The sequence below is a fragment of the Micromonospora sp. FIMYZ51 genome (assembly GCF_038246755.1).
Classification (GTDB): Bacteria; Actinomycetota; Actinomycetes; order Mycobacteriales; family Micromonosporaceae; genus Micromonospora.
Genome location: NZ_CP134706.1, coordinates 4,856,642 through 4,876,194 on the forward strand (window position 1 = coordinate 4,856,642; position 19,553 = coordinate 4,876,194).

At 66.8% G+C, this 19,553-nt stretch carries 15 protein-coding genes and 1 tRNA gene; 9 read left to right on the forward strand and 7 right to left on the reverse strand.

The window, feature by feature from the left end:
- Positions 1-133: 133 nt before the first annotated feature.
- On the forward strand, positions 134-661 hold the full coding sequence (locus QQG74_RS21730; RefSeq protein WP_341716602.1) for a hypothetical protein: 528 nt from the start codon (positions 134-136) through the stop codon (positions 659-661).
- A 63-nt stretch (positions 662-724) separates the two neighbouring features.
- On the opposite strand, the gene QQG74_RS21735 is transcribed toward QQG74_RS21730, so the two are convergent.
- A complete protein-coding gene (locus QQG74_RS21735) occupies positions 725-1,204 on the reverse strand; it encodes a barstar family protein (protein ID WP_341716603.1) in 480 nt (159 codons plus the stop codon).
- Positions 1,205-1,575: 371 nt separating this feature from the next.
- Positions 1,576-2,502 (reverse strand): aminoglycoside phosphotransferase family protein, encoded by a 927-nt coding sequence (locus tag QQG74_RS21740; protein WP_341716604.1) that lies wholly within the window; start codon positions 2,500-2,502, stop codon positions 1,576-1,578.
- A gap of 345 nt (positions 2,503-2,847) precedes the next feature.
- Between QQG74_RS21740 and QQG74_RS21745 the strand changes: the two genes are divergently transcribed.
- The 4 genes from QQG74_RS21745 (at position 2,848) to QQG74_RS21760 (ending at position 5,514) form a co-directional block, all read left to right on the forward strand.
- Positions 2,848-3,543, forward strand: coding sequence for a hypothetical protein (locus QQG74_RS21745; RefSeq protein WP_341716605.1), 696 nt, complete (start codon positions 2,848-2,850; stop codon positions 3,541-3,543).
- Positions 3,544-3,637: 94 nt separating this feature from the next.
- Positions 3,638-4,111, forward strand: a complete 474-nt coding sequence (locus tag QQG74_RS21750; RefSeq protein ID WP_341716606.1) for a hypothetical protein — start codon at positions 3,638-3,640, stop codon at positions 4,109-4,111.
- Between the two features lie 236 nt (positions 4,112-4,347).
- Positions 4,348-5,214, forward strand: coding sequence for a tyrosine-type recombinase/integrase (locus tag QQG74_RS21755; protein ID WP_341716607.1), 867 nt, complete (start codon positions 4,348-4,350; stop codon positions 5,212-5,214).
- Positions 5,215-5,334: 120 nt separating this feature from the next.
- Positions 5,335-5,514 carry a DUF397 domain-containing protein gene (locus QQG74_RS21760; RefSeq protein WP_341721305.1) on the forward strand — a complete coding sequence of 60 codons (180 nt, stop codon included), beginning with the start codon at positions 5,335-5,337 and terminating at the stop codon, positions 5,512-5,514.
- Between the two features lie 31 nt (positions 5,515-5,545).
- Here the strand turns inward: QQG74_RS21760 and fxsT are convergent, their stop codons facing one another.
- The 4 genes from fxsT to QQG74_RS21780 all read right to left on the reverse strand — a co-directional run bounded on the left by fxsT (position 5,546) and on the right by QQG74_RS21780 (position 11,258).
- Entirely contained in the window at positions 5,546-7,618 is a 2,073-nt protein-coding gene (gene fxsT, locus QQG74_RS21765) for an FxSxx-COOH system tetratricopeptide repeat protein (protein ID WP_341716608.1), read from the reverse strand.
- A gap of 92 nt (positions 7,619-7,710) precedes the next feature.
- A complete protein-coding gene (locus QQG74_RS21770; protein ID WP_341716609.1) occupies positions 7,711-8,118 on the reverse strand; it encodes a hypothetical protein in 408 nt (135 codons plus the stop codon).
- 1,325 nt (positions 8,119-9,443) lie between these two features.
- On the reverse strand, positions 9,444-9,776 hold the full coding sequence (locus tag QQG74_RS21775) for a hypothetical protein (protein WP_341716610.1): 333 nt from the start codon (positions 9,774-9,776) through the stop codon (positions 9,444-9,446).
- A gap of 570 nt (positions 9,777-10,346) precedes the next feature.
- The gene (locus tag QQG74_RS21780) at positions 10,347-11,258 is read right to left on the reverse strand and encodes an NAD-dependent epimerase/dehydratase family protein (protein ID WP_341716611.1); all 912 of its coding nucleotides are present in this window, start codon (positions 11,256-11,258) and stop codon (positions 10,347-10,349) included.
- 160 nt (positions 11,259-11,418) lie between these two features.
- On the opposite strand from QQG74_RS21780, the gene QQG74_RS21785 reads away from it, so the two are divergent.
- Positions 11,419-11,712: a hypothetical protein gene (locus QQG74_RS21785; RefSeq protein ID WP_341721306.1), complete on the forward strand. Its 294-nt coding sequence runs from the start codon at positions 11,419-11,421 to the stop codon at positions 11,710-11,712.
- A 613-nt stretch (positions 11,713-12,325) separates the two neighbouring features.
- Positions 12,326-14,062 carry a recombinase family protein gene (locus QQG74_RS21790; RefSeq protein ID WP_341721307.1) on the forward strand — a complete coding sequence of 579 codons (1,737 nt, stop codon included), beginning with the start codon at positions 12,326-12,328 and terminating at the stop codon, positions 14,060-14,062.
- On the opposite strand, the gene QQG74_RS21795 is transcribed toward QQG74_RS21790, so the two are convergent.
- Positions 14,018-14,101 (reverse strand) — tRNA-Leu (locus tag QQG74_RS21795). The genes QQG74_RS21790 and QQG74_RS21795 overlap by 45 nt on opposite strands.
- A gap of 195 nt (positions 14,102-14,296) precedes the next feature.
- Between QQG74_RS21795 and QQG74_RS21800 the strand changes: the two genes are divergently transcribed.
- Both QQG74_RS21800 and QQG74_RS21805 read left to right on the forward strand, forming a co-directional pair.
- On the forward strand, positions 14,297-16,633 hold the full coding sequence (locus QQG74_RS21800; RefSeq protein WP_341716612.1) for a tetratricopeptide repeat protein: 2,337 nt from the start codon (positions 14,297-14,299) through the stop codon (positions 16,631-16,633).
- 273 nt (positions 16,634-16,906) lie between these two features.
- The gene (locus tag QQG74_RS21805) at positions 16,907-19,528 is read left to right on the forward strand and encodes a fibronectin type III domain-containing protein (protein ID WP_341716613.1); all 2,622 of its coding nucleotides are present in this window, start codon (positions 16,907-16,909) and stop codon (positions 19,526-19,528) included.
- Positions 19,529-19,553 lie beyond the last annotated feature (25 nt).

The window sequence follows — 19,553 nt, forward strand, 5'->3', positions numbered from 1 at the left end:
CCGCTGCGCTGTCCATCGTGAGATCGGCTCGTCGGCTCATGCCCGCGAGCCGCCCGCTGTGCAGCGTCCCGCCGGGCCGGTCCTGGTTCCGGTCCGGACGTGGCCGATGGGCGTGCGTCGTATCGTGTTGGCCATGATCGAGGCCGTTGCGCCGAGGACGCGTAATCGCAGAGGCACGATCGCCCTCGTGTTGGCGTGCGTGAGTCTGCTTCTGTCGCTGATCGCGTGCGGCGTGGTGGGGCTGTCCGTCGGTAGCGACGGAATAGATCTGCTGCCAGTGCAGTCCGGGCCGGAGGTCGCCAGCGCGGCTCAGGTGGAAGCCATCGCTCAGGTGACCCTGCCGCCCGGCAGCGTGCTGCTGGTCGCGGTGTACCGCAACGGGCTGGAAACCCAACTCTCGGCCAAGTTCCGCATACCCCGCACCGAACTCGACGCCTTCGTCGCCACGGCGAATTTCACGGCGGCTCTCGCACCAGGGCTTCGGGCAGTCGACGCCACGCACAACATCGGTGGCGGCAACACGTGGGATCCCGAAACCGCCACGATCATTGCCGGCCTCGACGAGGAGCAGCCACTCGCGGACGGCACCCGCCGAGCGCTCCTGGTCGACCTCGACGCACCCGATGCAGTCACCGTCTACCTGTACGCCAGCCGCGGCTGAACCCCTTCAGGAATACCCTTCGCCGCAAGCAGCGGACGCCGGACACCGGGTACGGTTCGGACTTCAGTGCCCACCGGACAGTGCCTGCGTGATGTCCTGCCGTAGCTGCACCGCTTCGTCGTCGCCGTCGACCAGCAGCAACACCGTGAACGGGGTCACCTGCCCTTCCGGTCGGCCGAGCGGGCTGGCCCAGTGGCGAACTGCCCGGGCGAGGACACGGAGGAGCGTGTGCCGGTCCTGGATGCTGTCCGACAACAGCTGGGGCGCGTTGTCGACGATCACCAGGTAGCCGTCCGCCGGCAGCCAGTGCAGATCTCGGAGGCAGTCGGACAGTGCGTTCCAGTTCCAGCCGAAGTAGCTGGGGAAGAACAACGCGTCCGAGAAGTCGTAGAAGACATGGCCGGCATCCGCCATCCTCGTGCCGTCAAGGCGGGCGACGACGAACCTGCCGGACGTCGGTAACACCGCCGCCAACTCCACCACGAAGCCGCGTGAGCAGACCAGGAGCGGATCACTCAAACCGTGCCACGCGTGGTCTGTCATCCTGTCCACCTCGATCGACGTCCTCCCCAGCTATCGCGGCCCCATGGTGTCACCGGCGTCCGGATCTGCCGCTCCGGGGGCCGGCGTTCATCGCCGGTGGTGACGCATGGTGATGCATGACCATCTCCCCTGCTTCAGCTTCCGGTGTCGTACCTGGTATCCAACTCGTTGTGCGAGCTGCGGTGTCGGCCTTCCTGGGCCACTACCGGGGGCAGACACGCGTCATACCGAGTCCGACCTGCAAGTCTTCCTCCGCTGGTGCACCATGACCAAGACTCTCACCCTGAGCTTGAAGCAATCGGCGTTAGGTGACGGCTGAACAACTCCGCTTCGGTGTGGGGCGGTGGGAGAACCTGCACCGGGCGCTGGGGTCACCGCCCCGGTGGCGTCGCGTACTCGGAGACGATGTCATCGATGACGCGGTGGGCCTCTGCAGCCACAGCCCGGTCGTCGTGTACTGCGCCTGCGTAGACGATCAGAGCTTTCCACAGCGCCCAGGCCCGTCCGCGGGCCCAGGTCGCCGGGTCGACATCGAGCCGGGCGCGGAAGGCCTCACGGCTCGGGCCGGACAGCAGCGTCCACGCGATCGCCACATCGCACGCCGGGTCGCCAACACCGCAGGTGCCGAAGTCGATGACGGCGGCGAGCGCGCCGTTGCGGATCAGCAGATTGCCTGGGGCCACGTCGCCGTGGAACCACACCGGGCGACCGTCCCACACCGCCCCCAGCGCCGACCGCCAGATCTCGGTGACGATCTCGCGGGGTATCCGGCCGCCCAGGACCTCGACCGCCCAGCGGACCTGAGGGTCGTAGACGCGCAGCGGCCCACCACGAAACCAGTTGTGCAGACCCGGCTGCGGACCCTCGGTCGGATCGACGCGGCGCAACGCGACGAGAAACGCGGCCAGAACCTCCGCGAACCCGGTCAGGTCACCGATGCCATCGAGACGAGCGGGTTCCCCGTCGATCCACTCGTAGACCGACCAGCCGAAGCCGTACCCGTCGGCGGGCACACCACGCGCCACCGGCACGGGTACCGGCAGCGGCAGCCGCGGCGCGAGTACCGGCAGCCAACGATGTTCCTTCTCAACTGCCAGGGCGTACTCCTGCGCGGTGGGCAGCCGTACCGACAAGCGCTCACCCAACCGGAACGTCTGATTGTCCCAACCATCGCACGGCACAGGCCGCACGGGCAGATCGGCCCACTGCGGAAACTGACTCGCCACCAGCCGGCGCACCACCGCTGCGTCAACGAGGCGGCGAACCGGTACCGGAACGGTATCTGGATCGGCGCTCACACCCCCAACCTCACAAAACGCACCAGCGGTGACAACCGATTTTCACCCCGCAACGCGCGTTCATGGTGCAGCTACCTCACGATGACATGCTGCCGAACAACCTGCGGAAAGACGGCGTCCGCTTCTGCCGCCAACCGAACGCTACGTACCGTTACCGGCAAATAAGTGCCGACACGCTCGGTTGCTCTAACTGACGAGTGCGCATCATTCCCCAGCCGATGACTTGCCCGCAACCTTGTCTCTACACCAGTAGGTTTTCTACTCGGCCTTCAACATCGCAGTGCAGAGCTACCCGGTGTTGAGGCCGTGCCCTAGCCTGAAACCACCGACTGCGGAGGGAGCGCAATGGGCATTCCTGGCGGCGGCGCGTCTGCATCGTTGTTAAAGCGAAAAGTGCGGATCCGCCAACTTAAACCCGATCAGACTGCGCAGGGCGACGCTGCGATCATGATCGCAATGTCAGAGATTAACAGCACAAGAGACTTTCTTGTGCTCGGCAACACTCAGGCGGGATCGCGTTTCAATTACTATTTACTGCTGTTTTCGGCCGGGTACGCTGGTGCAGGGGCGCTGATTGGCTCTCCATCCGCCGATCGGCACTTGAACTTGACGATCCTGGTCAGCGTCTCGGCCGCCCTGCTTGCTGTCGGCCTCTTAACCTTTGAGCGACTCGCCAAGTCTGATGTAACTCGCCTCGAGTACCTGGTAATGATTGATCTTTACCGAGAATTCCTATTGACAAAGGCGCCGGAGTTGAGGCCGTACACATTGCTGCCAGTGCAGATGCCCGGTGCTCCCATTCGGGATTGGAAGGTCCAGTCTGCGTACAAAAATCTTGCGACCACAACTTCAATCATGAACTCGCTTGCGGCTGCGGTCGCGGTCGCAGCCATAGCGCAAATGCCGGAAGGCGACTTATTCTTGACTATTGTATTCTCGCTTCCAATTCTCGCGCTATCCCTCGCCGTGCAGACACTTTGGTTAAGAAGAACCCGCAGGCGGGGCGTCGCTGATTTAGAACGACGAATTAGGGGTCAATAGGGCAGCTTTTCGCTGGCTGCAAACAAGAGCAAATCAGATCGCAGCAACCTAATTCTTGGTCAAAAAGATACTTGGCGACCTTTTGGCGGTTTAAATGAGCGAGCTTGAGATTGTCGCAGCAGCAACTTTGGCCGGAGTGTCGGTAGCATCGATAGCAATATCGATCACAGCGCTTATGTACTCCCGCCGCGCCAACAAGGAATCCCGGCAATCCCGCAACCTTCAGGCGATCCTCGACCTGCACACGCGCCATATGTCCGAGGACATGATGCAGGTGCGGGGAGACCTAATCTACACAAGCAGGTATGACGATCTGCATGAGGCGGAGTACGGACGAGAACACGAAGCCCTGCACAGACTGCTGGGGATCTACGAGCTTCTGGGTGCCGTAACTCGCCGCAACCTTGCCGATAAGGATCTAGTCTTCGACCTTTTTCCGATCTCTATCGCGGCTTGCTATGAGCGATCCGCGAATTATATTGAAAATTATCGAGCGCGCTCGAGTAACCCACGCTTCATGCACAATTTCGAATGGCTAGCGAAGGCATTCGAAAATGCGCGCCAATAAAGTGCCCTTGCGGCTCGACTTTGGGTGCGCCATTGGAGGCAGGGGCTGCTTCAGCTGCCGGCCCTGCGGCGTACTCATCTGCCGCTCCGGGTGGACTGGTGTTCGTCACCGGTGGTGACGCACGGTGATGTATGGCTACCTCTCCTGCTTCGACTGCCCCTGTTGTACCGGCCGATCAACTCGTTGTGCGCGCCGCGGTGTCGGCCTTCCTGGGCCGTTACCGTGGCCAGACTCGCGTGCACACCGAGTCCGACCTACGCGTCTTCCTGCGCTGGTGCGCCGATCACGACCTGGACCCGCTGGCTGCGGTGCGGGTGGATATCGAGCGGTACGTGCGCTGGCTGCAAGACGTCCGCCGGTACCAACCCTCGACAGTCTCCCGCCGGCTGTCGGTCGTGGTCGGGTTCTATCGGGTCTGCGTCATCGACGCGATCCTGGAGCACTCGCCGGCCGACTACGTCCGCCGACCCACCGTGCCGGCCGAGTCACCGACCCTCGGACTCGGGCACCTACAGTTCGAAGCCCTGATCACCACCGCCCGCAAGTCCTCGAACCCGAACGACTTCGCCCTGGTCGCGCTCTTGGGTCTGCTCGGGCTGAGGATCTTCGAAGCGTGTGGGTCGAATATCGCCGATCTGGGCGAGGAACACGGCCACCGGGTGCTACGCGTACGTGGTAAAGGCGGCAAGGCTGTCCTCGTCCCGCTACCACCTGCGGTGGCCCGAGCCATCGACCGGGCCATCAACGAGCGCATCAGCGGGCCGATCCTGCGCAACACCCACGCTCGGCGGATGGACCGACACGCCGCCACCCGCCGACTCAAACACCTCGCCCACGCTGCGGGGATCCGGATGCCGAGGATGCACCCACACATGCTGCGCCACACCTTCGTCACCACCATGCTCGACGCCGGCGTCAGCCTCCGCGACGTGCAGATCGCCGCCCGCCACGCCGACCCGAGAACCACGATGCGCTACGACCGCGCCCGCAAGAACCTCGACCGACACCCCAACTATATCCTGGCCGCGTACATGGCCTCCGGGACTAAGCAAGCGCTCGCGGCTTTGCCGATGTGCGCGCACCTGATAGTGGTGACCGATTAATACGGATCTTGCTTGGAGGGGCCGCCAACCATTTCCATCCGGCCGGACTGGTCGCCTTTACAGGCATACTCGACGACGTGTAGTCTGCCTCGTAGGTACGTTGGAAGGTAGGGAGGAATGATGGCGTTGGTTTCCTTCATACGTTCTTCGAAGTGTGACCATTGCAACTGTGTTGAAGTGGGACATGCTGCTCAAGACGGGGCCGTGTACGTTAGAAACTCGAAAGAGCCAGATTGCGTTCTAAAGATCGAACCGCTAGCCTGGAATGCGTTCCTGGCATGGCTAAAGACGCCCTATTGACGGACCTGCAGTTCTCCGAGCGGCGTAACTATTAACCCGCATGGGCTCCCGTCTCCGGCAATCGGCGTCTAAGTCGATTAGCGGTCGCCTTGGTGTCCGCATGTTCTGCCCCAAGGACTTCTACCTGCTTGTCGAGTGCGCTTTCCAGCAAGCGCCGTGAGGCATATAGCTCTCCAAGAGTCTCGAAGCTATCAGCAAGATCCACCGCTGTTTGCAGCGTATCGGGATGATCCCACCCGAGCGTCTCTTGATATCGATCGAAAGCATCTCGTAGGAGCCTGTGCGCCGATTCGTTGTCGTTTAGCCCCCTTAAGGATGTGGCTAGATTTTTCGCCGTCCATAGCGTGTCTGGATGGTTCTCGCCCAGCACCTCGCGTCGGCCATTATGTGTGGCTTCTAGAATTTCTGATGCTTGCACGAACGCCAGCAGGCAATTGAGCATCTCGCCCAAATTGTTGGCGGTCCGCAGCGTTTGAGGACTGTCCCCCCGTGCACTTTTCCGTCGCCGGGTTAGGGTGTCTTCGAGCAACTCGGCGGCCTCTCGGTACTTGCCGAGCCCACCCAGCGCCACACCAAGGTTATTCGCAGTCTTTAGCGTTTCCTGATGATCATGGCCGAGTGCGTGCCGTTGCACCTTGAGAACGCTAGAGAATATGAGACGCGCCGACTCATGTTCGCCTAGGCCGGTCAGCAGGGCTCCGAGTCTGTTTCGCGCCGTAAGGACGTCCTCGTCTTCAGGCCCAAGTGCGCCAATCCACCTATGCGGTAGCAGGACGGCGAGGTCGCGTCCCGTTTCGTATTGACCGGATGCGTAGAGAAAGCGGCATACTTTAAGCAAAAGGTGACGGAAGGTCGGAGAATCGCATCCCGTGAGAGTGTCGCTTGATATGTTGCCCACCACGGCCATTATATGCGGCAACAGTGTCCGATAGGCTAGCCAGCTTTCCGGATCCTCCGGATCGCACCCAGATCCGGATAGGAGTTCGGCAAGTGCGTGCGTCGCGGCGCCTGCTCCGCCAAACCTGTCCTCCGCAATGGTGGCCTCGCGGACCGCCCGCTGGACTAAGCCGTGCACTCGCATGGTAGCAGTCGCATCGTCGACGGTGGCTAAACTAAAGCGGTGCAGTAGTTGAACGGCGTCTCGCGCATCAGTGCTGTCCACGACTCGGTCGAGACGGGTCGCGAAGTGGCCGAGGGCGGCTGCGCTCGTGAAAATAGTGATCGGAATACTGTTCGCGTCAAGCAAGGCTGCGATCTCCATCGTAGGCCTCGCTACACCAGCCGGTTCTAATCCGTTGGCCAAGTCAATGGACAGTAACCAGGTCCTGGCAACAGGAGCCTGATAGTCGTCCGGCAGCACCTGTGGGGCAAGTCGGGCCAAACGACGATGCGCCGACCGCCGACGATATTCGGCGCAGGTTAAACCTTGATCCGCTAGATATGTTGCAGCTTGCGCCAATGCCAATGGAAGAAAGTCCAAATCGACAGCAAGTTCATCCACCGCGTCTAGCCGTTCCGGGTGTGGTGCTAGCTTGTCGCGGAGGTATCGGCGCGCCTCGTCTGGTGTGAATGGACCAACGTTGACGACCTGTCGGCCGTCAAGCAACGCTGCGTCTCGACGCCGCGTGGTCACGACGGTATGGCCAGCGTTTGCAAGCGGTGGCCACAGGCCGTTTAGGTCATTTGGATCATTTAGGTTGTCCAGCACCAACAGCCATCGCCTACCGTGCGGCTCGGAAAGCCACTCGAGAAACCGACGTGCCGCATCCTCGGTATCCGCCAAATCTATACCGGTTACCGCAGCCGCCGCTTGCGCATACCCGTTCACCACTCGTGCTCGCGACGTCGCGCTAATCCACACCAAAAGATCCAATTCATTGGCGCTCCACAATCGGTGCGCCAGGCCAGCGGCCACCTGCGTCTTTCCTACCCCGCCCAAACCGGTAATAACTTGGCAAATCACTATCGATTCGCCAGCTGCTATTGCGGCTCGCAGGGCATCGTCAGCGGGTCGATGTTGGCGGCAATCTGCCAACATCGGTAATACTCCGATCAGGCGCGGCCAAGACACCCGCATCCGACCAGATAAGTAGTTGTTAAGCACCGTAACGGGGGCGTTGAATACACCGGCAGGCCCGTACGCGGTGCCGACCGGGACAGACTCTGGGCCGGGCGGATCGCCGGAAGTCCGTGGCCCTACAGGACTGCCGGCGGTGTTGGGGGGACCGGTGCCTCTTGCAAGCTTTGGTTGAAGGTCACCGGGGCGTGGAACTCGCCGATCGCTCCGTGGTTTGCGTCGACGTTGATGTTGAAGGTCCTCGCGCGCTCCAAGTCGGCCAGGGCAAGCAGTCGGCGTGCCGCAGCCAGCACGGCGTCGTCGTCGACAGCACCCGATTTGGTCAGATCGACACGAAGCCGCAGCTGCCACACTTCGGATTCGGTTTCATCGGCGTCCAACGCTAGTCGCGCCTCATCGCGCATCCACGGCCGGAGCAGCCGCTTCAATCCGGCATACGCGTCGTGCACCGCGGTCGACGTAGTGTCCTTCAGCCCCGCGCCCGCACCAGCAGCCAACGCCGCCGCAATCAACTCAACCGCCGACATGATCTACTCCCGCCTGTCGAAGACACCCTATTCTGACTGACAGCTACCAGCTGCCGGACCGTTCGCGAGATATCGCCGAATATGACGTATATATGCCTCGACATCTTAGATGTAGATACCAAACCCGACCGATCTTGTCGAGCCACGGTGAATCCCACAACCCCGGTGACCTGTCGACGCCCATCTCAAGCGACAACGCTCGCCGTGCGGCGCTCCGCCAGCCATTGGCCGGATTCACGTGCGGCGCCGGTAGGCCGCTGGCGAGGTGCCTGGTTCGTCCCAGGTCCTTTTCCAGCGGCCCCCGGCCCGAACCCGCCGTGCCCGCTTTCCGAGCAACGGGCTCTCCAGTGACCGTCCCATGGGCGCCGTGGCGCTCACGATGGACACCAACGACCGTTTCGGCGTTCCGCATTACGCGTACCTCCCGGTCGCCGTGGTGTCCGGTCACCTGGCCCCCTTCGCCCTGCGTCCGGCTCTCCCGGACCCCTTGGCAGGTCGTGACTCCTGCGACTACTACGAGGCCTCCGTCGCCGTAGGACTCGCGTCCCGTAGGCGATCCCGCGTTCGTCCCTGGTGTACGTGTCGAGCGGAACGTAGGCGGCCCACTCATCTCCTTGAATGTCCTCACTGGGCATCGCCCTGTACCCCGGAGGTTGCGCCGGCAGATGTGCGATACCAGCGCAGGGCACGGCACCGGTTCAGACGTCTTTCCGGTGGATGGCGGCTTGAGCCACCCCCGCTTTTATGGAGCTTCTTGATCATGGTCTGATGGCCGTGGGGAGGAAGTCGTCCGTGGCAGCAACGCAGCCCGCCTGCGACAACGATGCCGATCACCAGGCACGCTACAGCCGCGCCCACGAAGAAGAACGCCACTCGCAGTCGGTATCCCCGGCGGACGTGGGGTGTCCCAGTGGCGGCCAGGCCGGCTATGCCCGCGTGTTCGCCCACCCGAGCCGACCGCCACCAGGCAGATCACCAAGCCGACGATGACGCCCAGCAACGAGTCGCACGCGGTACTGCGCAACGCCCTGGAAAGCGGCGGGTCAGGGAGGCCCGACTCCCACTGAAGATGAGACGCCCGGCTCGGCCGTATGTCCAACCCTGCACCACCGAACCCGCAGGCTGCGACTCGCGCTGCCCGGCGGCATCGGTATCTGCTTCCATCAGCCCAGTGTCAGCCGCCCATCAGCCGATGTCGACCATGCCGACGCAACCGAACTCCGCCGCACGTGACTAGTCATCCGCTCATGCCGCGGATCGGGCTCGATGCATTGGCCAAGGCGTCACTCCCCGGGTGGCCGCCGGGCTGCCTCAGGCCTGTCTTCTCATCGGAAGCCGGCGCTTCTGATGTCTCCGTTGCTCACCAGCTCTCGGATCGCCGCAATCATCGCTGGTAGACCCGGGTCCAGCACGATCAGCTGATCAACGGTCCAGAAGTAGCTGCCCTTCGCAACCTCACCTGTCTCCTTCCAGCGCGCCAACAGTCGGCTGACCTCATCGATGGTAAAGATTGTCAGCGCCCACGTGGAGCCATCGGGAAGGTCGACGAACGCGTCAACGTTGGCCACCGTGTCCACGGTGTCCGTGGCCGGATCGAGTAGGAACCGTGCCACGAACGTCGGCTCGGTGATGGTGGTGTACGGATCGCCGCTGCCCATGGCCGCCAATCATGGCGCACGGCCTGCAGCATCCTCATCTGCCGCAGACCGCGCGCCAGGTCAGCGTCCACTCGTGGCCGATGTTGCGGGCGGTTCGGCTGGTACGAATGCCGTTCCTACACCTACGGCTCTCTGCTCGGCCACGGGACGGTCTGGGTAGTTCGATGTTGCGGTGACCCCTGACGAGCTTTCGGTGGCCCGGCTGGAGGCGCTGCGCCACTCGGCACGGGATGGCCACGCCGGGGCCCTGATCGCGCTGGGCCGGTACCCGGAAGCCGTCGGAGACCTGACCAGGCAGGCTGGTCGAGGAGGAGCCGTACGACGAGGGCGCCGGCCAGCTGCTTGCCTCGGCGCTGCATGGCCTGCGCCGTACGGATGAGGCCCGCCCGGGTGTGCCGCTCCGGACTGACGTTGCTGCGGGGCTGTGGCCTGGAGTACGACGTGGAATCGGGCCTGTTGAGAGCGCTCGTGCCGCCGCGTAGCCGGGCCGGGAGCCAGCGTTGATCGCCGACAGGGCTCCGAAGTGGCGCAGTCGAGGGCGTCGGGGCATCCCGGCGACGGCCGTCCTGGCTACGGGGCGGGGAAGGTCTCGCGCAGCGCGGGGTCCAGCGGGCGGCCGGTCGTCGGTTCAATGAACAGGTCGGCGAGGAGCAGGTCGGCCAGGTAGGTGGGGTTGATTCCGGACTCCTTGCCACCGAGAGCCTGTGCCGCGCCGCCCAGGCGCAGGGCCGCTCGCGCCGCGGCGGCCGGCAGCCGGGTGACCCGGCGGCGGCGACCGACCGCCTCGGCGACGCGGGTGAGCATGTCGGTCCAGGTGAGGTTGACGTCGGCGACCGGGATGTCCGCCCCGCTGGCCCGCTCCAGGGCGTCCACCGCGATCTCGGCCACGCTGCGCGCCGAGGTCGCGGCGGTCCCGCCGGTCGGGGCTACCAGCGGGGTACGCGAGCGCGCCCACCGGTCCAGCGGCCCGGCCCAGTTGGGCAGCCGGTCACCGGCCCGACCGAAGACGAAGGGCAGTTCGAGGACGGCGACCGGCAGGTCCGGGCCGGCCGCCGCCCGCCCCTCGCGGGCCTGCTCCAGGCGGCAGCGGATGTACGTGTGCCGCTCGGCGAGGCGCCACTGCGGGTGGAGCCGGTCGAAGTAGGTGTAGTACGAGCCCATCACGACGCCCCGGGTGAGACCTTCGCGGCGGGCCGCGGTGCACAGGCGTACCACCGGGTCGACGTTGTCCCGACGAAACGTCGGATAGATCGGTTTGGGCAGCGGCCGTTGCTCGTCGGTGCGGGTGGCGTACACCATGCCGTCGTGCCCGGCGAGCAACCGCCGCAGGTCGTCGACCGAGGCGGACTCCACGTCGAGGCGGTGGTCGACACCGTCCCGGGCGGTGCGGGCGACTGTGGTCGCGTCATGGCCGTGTTCGCGCAGCACCGCCACCACGCTGGCGCCGATCAGGCCGCTGCCACCGATCACGAGAATCCGCATGCCGCATCGTCCACTCCGGAGGCGGGTGGGTGTCAAGAGTGCGAACCACTCGACCCGGGGCGTCGCCGCGGATACGACGGTGCCGTGGTGCGGCCGGAATGGCGTTCGGAGGTGATCGGGGACGGCCGACCAACAGCGCGTGCCCAAGCTGTGCTCGGCGGTGCTGGACAGCACCGACGCGAGGGCGCTGGCGGAGTTCTACCGGCAGTTGCTCGGCTTCGTCTACCGGCCCGGCGACGAGCCCTCGGCGGACGGGCGTGACGACGAGCGGGGTCGCGACCCCACAACCTGCACTCCTACACCGCGTCGACCCGCACATCGGACTGACTCACATCGACCTCGCGGCGGTGCGTCGATGGCTGAACCATCGACACGAAGTCGGCTGATCGCCTGCGCACATCTGCCGCGAGTCGCGTTCGTCCCTTCGCCCCGTTCGGTGAGTCAACGTAGTTAGATCAGGCAGCCGTCCTGGCGTATGACAGCGTCCCTCGTGGCGCCCGACGTCGTATCCATCGAATTGTGGATCTTTGTAACTCATCGTGTACCTGGCTCTGCACCCCAAGCCGTACCCCGACAGCCGGGGTTGAAAGCGAACCTCCAGCGTCTGACCGGGTACCCAAACCAGACGTCGAAATAGTCAGCTAACAATTCTCAGCGAAGGCTCCACCGAGTACTGGCACTCGGTGGAGCCTTCGCTATTTGTCCATGCCCCCTGCCCAGGGACACACCCCGCCGAGCTAATGCTCCATGGGCTCCTCCATCTCTGAACACTCAACTCCACGAAGGGAAGACACCCGATGAAGCTCTCGCATCAAGCCACTCGAACGGTGGCCACCACCCCTCGGAGCGCCTATGCCATCACACGAACCAGATATCCCAACTTCCCGCGAATTCGAATACAATCAACCCAACGAACAGGCAGTACATAAACAGGACCACCAGCGGCCGACGGTGATCGGGCCAGCTGATCCGCCTGGCCTAAATCAGGCCGCTGCACGCGCACTTCTACGGATACTGCTCGCCGCACATCAACGACGTCACTACCCCAAGAACGAGGAAGCATGACAATGGAATGGGCAAACAAGAACCATAGCTCCGCCAAGCGTCCCCCTAACCCTAAGCCGACTCGTTTCGCCTTCTACGGGCGGGTCTCGACCGAGGACCAGCAGGACCCGGAAGCATCCCGGTCCTGGCAACTGTCCCGGTCACGAGGGCTGATCGAGCCCGCCGGCGGGCAGGTCGTCACCGAGTTCTTCGATGTCGGCCTGTCCCGCTCAGTGCCGTGGAAACGTCGCCCCGAGGCGGCTCGCTTACTCGCCGCGCTGCGCGACCCACGACGCGGCTTCGACGCCGTGGTCATCGGCGAGCCACAGCGTGCCTTCTACGGCAACCAGTTCGGACTCACGTTCCCTCTGTTCGAGCACTACGGCGTCTCGTTGTGGGTACCGGAGGTCGGCGGAGCCGTCGACCCAGGCAGCGACGCACACGACCTCGTCATGGCCCTCTACGGCGGCATGAGCAAGGGCGAGCGCAACCGCATCAAGGTACGGGTGCGCAGCGCGATGGCCGCCCAAGCCGCCACCGAGGGACGGTTCCTCGGTGGACGGCCGCCCTACGGCTACCGCCTCGTCGACGCCGGCCCCCATCCAAACCCGAGCAAGGCAGCCGACGGCCGGCGACTGCACCGCCTGGAACCCGATCCGCTGACCGCACCCGTCGTCCGACGCATCTACGCCGAGTACCTCGCCGGAAACGGCTTCTTCGCCATCGCCGAAGGCCTCACCCGCGACGGCATCCTCTCCCCCTCCGCCTACGACCGACGACGCAACCCGCACCGCAGCACCGACGCATGGAGCAAGAGCGCCATCCGGGTCATCCTGACCAACCCCCGCTACACCGGCCGCCAGGTCTGGAACAAACAACGCAAGACCGAAATCCTCATCGACGTCGATGACGTCGCCCTCGGACACGAGACAAAGATGCGCTGGAACCCCACCGAGGACTGGATCTACTCCGGCGCCCGGGCACACGAACCCCTCGTCGACGACGAGACCTTCACCCGCGCGCAAGCCCTCATCGCCACCGCCGGAAGACGACCCGACGGGATCAGGAAGCCACGCGCCAGCAAACGCCACTACCAACTGTCCGGCCTGCTGCACTGCGGCATCTGCCAACGACGCATGATCGGTAGCTTCAACAACGAACGCAACAACTACCGCTGCACCTACCCCGCCGAGTACGCCGACACCAACCGCGTCCCCCACCCCCGCAGCATCTACGTCCGCGAGGACCACATCCTCGAACAACTCGACCCGTGGCTCGCCCGAGCCTTCTCCCCCGCCCGACTCACCGACACCGTCCAGGCCATGGCCGACGCACAACACCACGACGCCGACCACCAAGCCATCAAGGCAGCCCGGGAAACCCTCGCCACCTGCGCCACCCGCCTGGACCGCTACCGCGCCGCTCTCGACAGCGGCACCGACCCGGCCATCGTCAGCCGCTGGATCACCGACGTCCAAGCCGAACAGGTCACCGCCGAAGCCACCCTGCGCCGACTCACCGGACGACAGACCATGACCCCGGACGAGATCCGCCACATCGTGGAAACCCTGGGAAACATCACCACCGTGCTCCGCGAAGCCGACCCCGCAGACAAGGCACTGATCTACCGCGAACTGGGGCTCAGGCTCACCTATCAGCCAACGGCCCGGATGGTGTCCGCCCAGGCGGCCCCAAATGGATCATGTACTAAATTGTGTCCGAGGGGGGACTTGAACCCCCACGCCCTATACGGGCACTAGCACCTCAAGCTAGCGCGTCTGCCATTCCGCCACCCGGACTTGCTCGCCCAGCCTACCGCGCCGGCCTCGGTGTTCCACCACCTGTAGGCCGCCCGGCGGGCCGCACGGGGAGTTACTGTACACGCCGCTGGTGGATCATGCACACCGGCGTCCGGGAGCCGGACGGGCGGCTGGACGGGGACCGGGAACTGCGGCGGGTAGCGGCGAGCGTCCGTACCCGGCAGCATGGCCACCGTGCCCCAAGCTTCTCCCTTGGCCGTCATCCAGCAGCGGGCCCTCGCGCTGCGTGGGGCGGGTAACCTCGCCGCCGCCCGTGACCTGCTGACCGAGGCGGTCGAGTCCGCTCGCCCGCCGTTCGGCAAGGATCATCCCGACGTACTCAGCACCGCGCATCTGCTGGCTCGGCTGCACCGGGAGGCGGACGATCCGAGTGCGGCCCGCCGGGTGTTGGAGGAGGCGTTCGCGGACGGGGAGCGGCGGTGGCCGCACGCGGACCCGTTGATGTTGGCGTTGTCCTACGAGTTGGGATCGGTCGCCGATGAGCTGGGCAACCGGCACGAGGCCCGCCGCAACTACACCCGGGTGGCCGCCGCCGGCCCCGCCGTGCTCGGTGCCGATCATCCGGCGGTACGCGCGGCACGCGAGTACCTCGGTGACGCCGCTCCCGCGCCTCAGCCGCCGCCCGTTCCCCCGGTCGCCCCGCCGGTACCGGCGCCGGCTAGTCAGTCGCCGCACGCTGCGCTGGTCGAGCCGACGGTGTCGCTGGCCGTGTTGTCGACCGCTTGGCAGCCGCACGATGCGGCAGCGGCAGCGCCCACCCGCCCGGCGGTCACCCCCGCGTCCGGGCCTCCGGCCGCTCCCCCGGTCTCCGGACCGCCCGGAATGCCGCCCGCACCGGCCTCGCCGGCCGTGCCGACCACGCCGGCTGTACCGCCCGCTCCGCCCGCGCCTGCTGTCGTTCCGGCACCGCCGAGGGTCCCGCCGCCCCCGGTGGTACCTCAAGCCCGGGTGGCGTTCCACGACCAGGCCGCCCCGGCCCTGCCGCCGAGCGAGTCGAGCGTGGCGGTGCCGCCAGCTCCGGCGCTGCCAGCAACGCCGGCGGCCCGGCCCGCCCAGGAGATTTCCGGTACGCCGTCCGCGCCGCCGTCTGCTCCGCCCGCGCCTTCCGTACCGCCCGTAGCGGTGCCGGGTCAGCGCGGCACCGAGGAGGTGACCGGGGTGGTGGCGGTATCACCCGATGCCGAAGGCGGGTCCTCGCCGGGCGGTGGTGGCAGTGGGTCGCCGTCCGATCCGGGGTGGGCCCGGCCGACGATCCGGGTCCAGCAGATCGGCCCGTTGCTGGCCGAGGAGGCGGCCAGGTCCGGGCATCGGTCCCCCGGTACGCCCGCAGCTGGCACCCAAGCATTCCCGGTGAGCGGACCACCGCTGAGCGGACCACCAGTCAGCGGACCACCGGTGAGCGGACCACCAGTCAGCGGACCACCAGTCAGCGGACCACCGGTGAGCGGACCACCGGTCAGTGCAGCGCCAGTCAGCGGCCTCCCGGTGAGTGGATCACCCGTGAGCGGAGCGCCGGTCAGCGGACCACCAGTCAGCGGCCTCCCGGTGAGTGGAGCACCGGTCAGTGTGCCGCCAGCCCTCGGGCAGCCGGTCAGTTCGCCGCCGGTGAGTGGACCGCCGGTCAGTTCGCCACCTGCGGTCGCCGGGCTGTCGTACCAGCCACCGGTGTCGGGCGTACCGGGGATTCCGGCCCCGCCCGCGATGCCGCCGGCTGGGGCCGACCCCGTGACCGCCCGGCTGCCGCAGCCCGGCCCGGCGAGCGCGCCGCCCTCGCACCATGGGCCGATCAGCGCGCCGCCCTCGCACCATGGGCCGATCAGTGGGCCGCCCTCGTACCAGGATGGGATCGGCGGCGGGCAGTACGGCGGCCCGCAACAGCACGATGCGCCGCAGCAGTTCCTCGGCGGGCACCCGCACGGGTCGGGCCAGCCGAGCGTGCCCGCACCGCCGGCGTACCCACCGCCGCCATCCAGCGGTGCCGCGTCGTCCGCTTCGCCGGGTTGGGGACAGCCGGCGGGGCATCCGCCGGTCGCCGCGCCCTATCAGAGTCCGCTGGTGCTGCCGCCGCCGGAGCCGGAGCCGGGCCGCAGCCGTACGGCGATCGTGGTGGCGCTGGTCTCGGTGGTGGTCGCCGTCGCCGCGGTGATCGGGGTGGGGCTGCTGCTCCTGGACCGCCGGTCCGCTGCGCCCGGGGATGCGACGCCCGGCACGGCGACGGAGTCGCAGGCACCTCCCACGGACCTGGCGCTGCGCGACGACGCGACCACGATCACGTTGACCTGGGTCGATCCTTCCGGCGGGTTGGTGCCGTTCGTGGTGGCCGGCGGGCGGGCCGGATCGACGCTGCGGATGATGGCCACGGTCGACGCGGGACAGACCACGTACACGGTGAACGGGTTGAGTTCCCGAGTGGACTACTGCTTCACCGTGCTGGCCGTCTACGACACCAACCAGCTGGCCACCTCCGGCCAGGCCTGCACGTCCCGAGAGGACGACGGCACGCCAGGCTGATCCGAGAGCAGAAACCGTCACAGGGGTCGACCCGAGAGCGACGGCGGCGCGTCAATCCAACCGGAAAGCGCGCCGCCGGATGATCTACCCGGTCGGGGAAGGAGCCGGCCATCGTGGTCGGACACGCCGACGACACGCCACGCTGGGTGTCCACAGCCGGACAGTGCGGGTTCCGGGCGTCCGCAGCGTGACCATATGATGGCTCCCGGCTCAGGGGAGGGGTTGCCGTCACGGGGGCGCCACCTGCCAGGACGACACGGGAGGCAGCCAGCTGTGGCGAGCATCGACGAGGCCGGTCCGATCCGCACCACCCGCCCCCGGTCGCGGCTGCGCGGTGGGCTGGTCACCGTGGGCACGGTGTTGGCGCTGCTGGCGGCGATGGGTTTGACCGTGCTCGGTCTCGGGGCGGCGGACAACGCGGTGGCCAGCTACGACGCGAGTTCGTGGCTGTGGAGCGCGGCGCGCAGCGAGTTGGCCCGGGTCAACGGGGTGACCGCCCGGGTGGACACCCGGATGGAGGTGGGCGGCGCGCGGCGGCATCCGATGCAGGTGGTGCAGACCGACCGGATGCTGGTGCTGCGGGATCTGCACACCGGCCAGATCAGCGCCCTGGACCTGGCCACGTTGCAGATCACCGCGACCACGCCGACGACCCCGGGGCTTGGGGTGAGCGTGGCGTTGCACGAGGACGCGGCGTTTGTGGTGGACGCGGTGCAGGGCGTGGTCCGGCAGTTGGATCCCCGGACGCTGGCGCCGGTGGGTGACCCGGTGCAGTATCCACCGGGGATCACCGGCGGCACGTTCGACGGCGCGGGTCGGCTGTGGATCGCGGTGCCGGCCGAGGGCACCGTTTCGGCGATCACTGCGGCGGTGTTGCCGTCGGAGTCGGCCGAGCGTACGCAGGTGAGCCCGAAGCAGGTGGAGACGCACGACGTGGCGGAGCCCAGCCACGAGCTGGTGGTTTCCGCGCTTGACGACGGGGTGGCGGTGCTGGACCGTACGGCCGGCACGCTGGTGACGGTGGTGGCCGGCGCGGTGCGGCGTACCGCGTTGGCGCAGACGTTGACCGGGCCGGGGACGTTGCCGGCGCGGACCAGCGGTCCGGTGGTGCCGGTGACGGTGGTCGGGCAGCGGCAGGTGCACGCCATCACCGACGACGGTGCGGTGCGCTCGTTCGTGGTGCCCGGCGAGGGTGACCGGCTCAGCCCGGCGGTGGCCTGGTCGGGCCGGTTCTACTGCGCGGACGAGGCGGCGGGCGTGGTGTATGCGTTCGACTCGGCCGGGCAGTTGGTGGACACCATCCGGGGCCGCTGGCGCGGTCCACTGGAGTTGGAGGTGCGGGAGAACTACCTGTTCATCAACGCTCCGGAAGCGTCCACCGCCCGGGTGGTCAACGACCGGCACGAGGTGCGGGAGGTCGACAAGTACGCAAACGACGTGCTCGGTGGCGACCCGCCGGCCGAGCCTCCGCCGCCGCCTCCGCCGCCGAAGAAGCCGGAGGTCCGCAAGCCGGGTGCGCCGCGCAACGTGACGGCCGCCGCCGGTGACGCGCAGGCGCGGGTGAGTTGGCGGCCGGCCGCCAGCAACGGCGCCGAGATCATCCGGTACGTGGTGGAGGGTGCCGGGCAGCGGTTGGAGGTCGGCGCGAACCAGCGGTCGGTCGAGGTCAAGGAGCTGACCAACGGCGAGACGTACCGGTTCTCGGTGCACGCGGTGAACGCCAAGGGTGCCGGGCCGGCACGGAACAGCAACCCGGTGACGCCGACGGCGGATGTGCCGGACGCGCCGGCCAGCGTCACCGCCGAGGCGCGGCCGGACGGCACGGTGGTGGTGAGCTGGCCGGAGGCGAACGGGCAGGGCAACGCGATCGCCCGGTACGCGGTGACCGCCACCTCGGCCGGCACGAACGCCCCGGCCGGCGAGGCGACCGGCACCGAGTTGACCATCAAGGCGGGTGAGCTGGAGTACGGCACGCAGTACGCCTTCACGGTGGTGGCGGTCAACGACAAGGGTGCCGCCTCGGAGGCGTCGCCGGTGAGCAACACGGTGGTGCCGTTCACGGTGCCCGGTGCGCCGGTGGAGCTGCGTGCGAGCACGGTTGCCGACCAGCCGGGGACGGTGGCGGTGCAGTGGTCACCGGCGGAGGCCAACGGCCGGCCGGTGAGCGGGTACGTGGTGCTGGTGGGTGACCGGCGCAGCGAGGTCACCGACACCGGCACGACGGTGACCGGCCTGGGTGACGGGCAGAACGTGACCGTGCGGGTCCGGGCGGTCAACGAGGCCGGTGAGGGTGCGGAGGCGACGGCGACGGCGCGGACCGTGGCGCCGCCGCGGGTGGCGGTCACCGGCTCGTCGGCGACCGCGACGGAGGCGACTGTGTCGTTCACCGTGGACGCCGGGGGCGGCAAGGCCACCTGCACGTTGAGCCGGTCGGGTGAGCCGGCCAAGAGCGGTCCGTGTTCGAGCATCACGATGACCGGGTTGACGCCCGGCACCAGCTACACGTTCACGGTGACGGCGACGAATGCCGCCGGCAGCGGCAAGGACACCCAGGCGCAGACGACGCAGGCCCTGTACGGCATCGCCACCTGCGTCAACGGCAGCGAGCCGGAGCAGCGTACCTACTGCAACAAGGACGTCGACGGTCGTAACGGCAACGAGATCTTCTCGGTGCCCCGGCAGGACAACGACCGGCAGGTCGGCTGGGCCAAGCCGGGTACCCGGTTGCAGACGCACTGCAAGATCCGGGGCGAGGAGGTGTACGCGTACGTCTACAACGACCACAAGAAGAGCACCTGGTGGGTGCGGGTCGACTACAGCGGGCGCAACTACATCCCCTGGGCCTGGCTGAACCTGGAGGGCGGCGACAACATCAACGTCCTGCCCACCTGCTGATCCACCTCAGGCAAGGAGCACCACC

Excerpts from the sequence above, each read along its gene's own strand:
- QQG74_RS21775 (WP_341716610.1), bottom strand. The coding sequence starts at position 9,776 with ATGGGCAGCGGCGATCCGTACACCACCATCACCGAGCCGACGTTCGTG.
- QQG74_RS21760 (WP_341721305.1), top strand. The coding sequence starts at position 5,335 with ATGGCGTTGGTTTCCTTCATACGTTCTTCGAAGTGTGACCATTGCAAC.
- QQG74_RS21790 (WP_341721307.1), top strand. The coding sequence starts at position 12,326 with ATGGAATGGGCAAACAAGAACCATAGCTCCGCCAAGCGTCCCCCTAAC.
- QQG74_RS21730 (WP_341716602.1), top strand. The coding sequence starts at position 134 with ATGATCGAGGCCGTTGCGCCGAGGACGCGTAATCGCAGAGGCACGATC.
- QQG74_RS21770 (WP_341716609.1), bottom strand. The coding sequence starts at position 8,118 with ATGTCGGCGGTTGAGTTGATTGCGGCGGCGTTGGCTGCTGGTGCGGGC.
- QQG74_RS21750 (WP_341716606.1), top strand. The coding sequence starts at position 3,638 with ATGAGCGAGCTTGAGATTGTCGCAGCAGCAACTTTGGCCGGAGTGTCG.
- QQG74_RS21745 (WP_341716605.1), top strand. The coding sequence starts at position 2,848 with ATGGGCATTCCTGGCGGCGGCGCGTCTGCATCGTTGTTAAAGCGAAAA.
- QQG74_RS21735 (WP_341716603.1), bottom strand. The coding sequence starts at position 1,204 with ATGACAGACCACGCGTGGCACGGTTTGAGTGATCCGCTCCTGGTCTGC.
- QQG74_RS21780 (WP_341716611.1), bottom strand. The coding sequence starts at position 11,258 with ATGCGGATTCTCGTGATCGGTGGCAGCGGCCTGATCGGCGCCAGCGTG.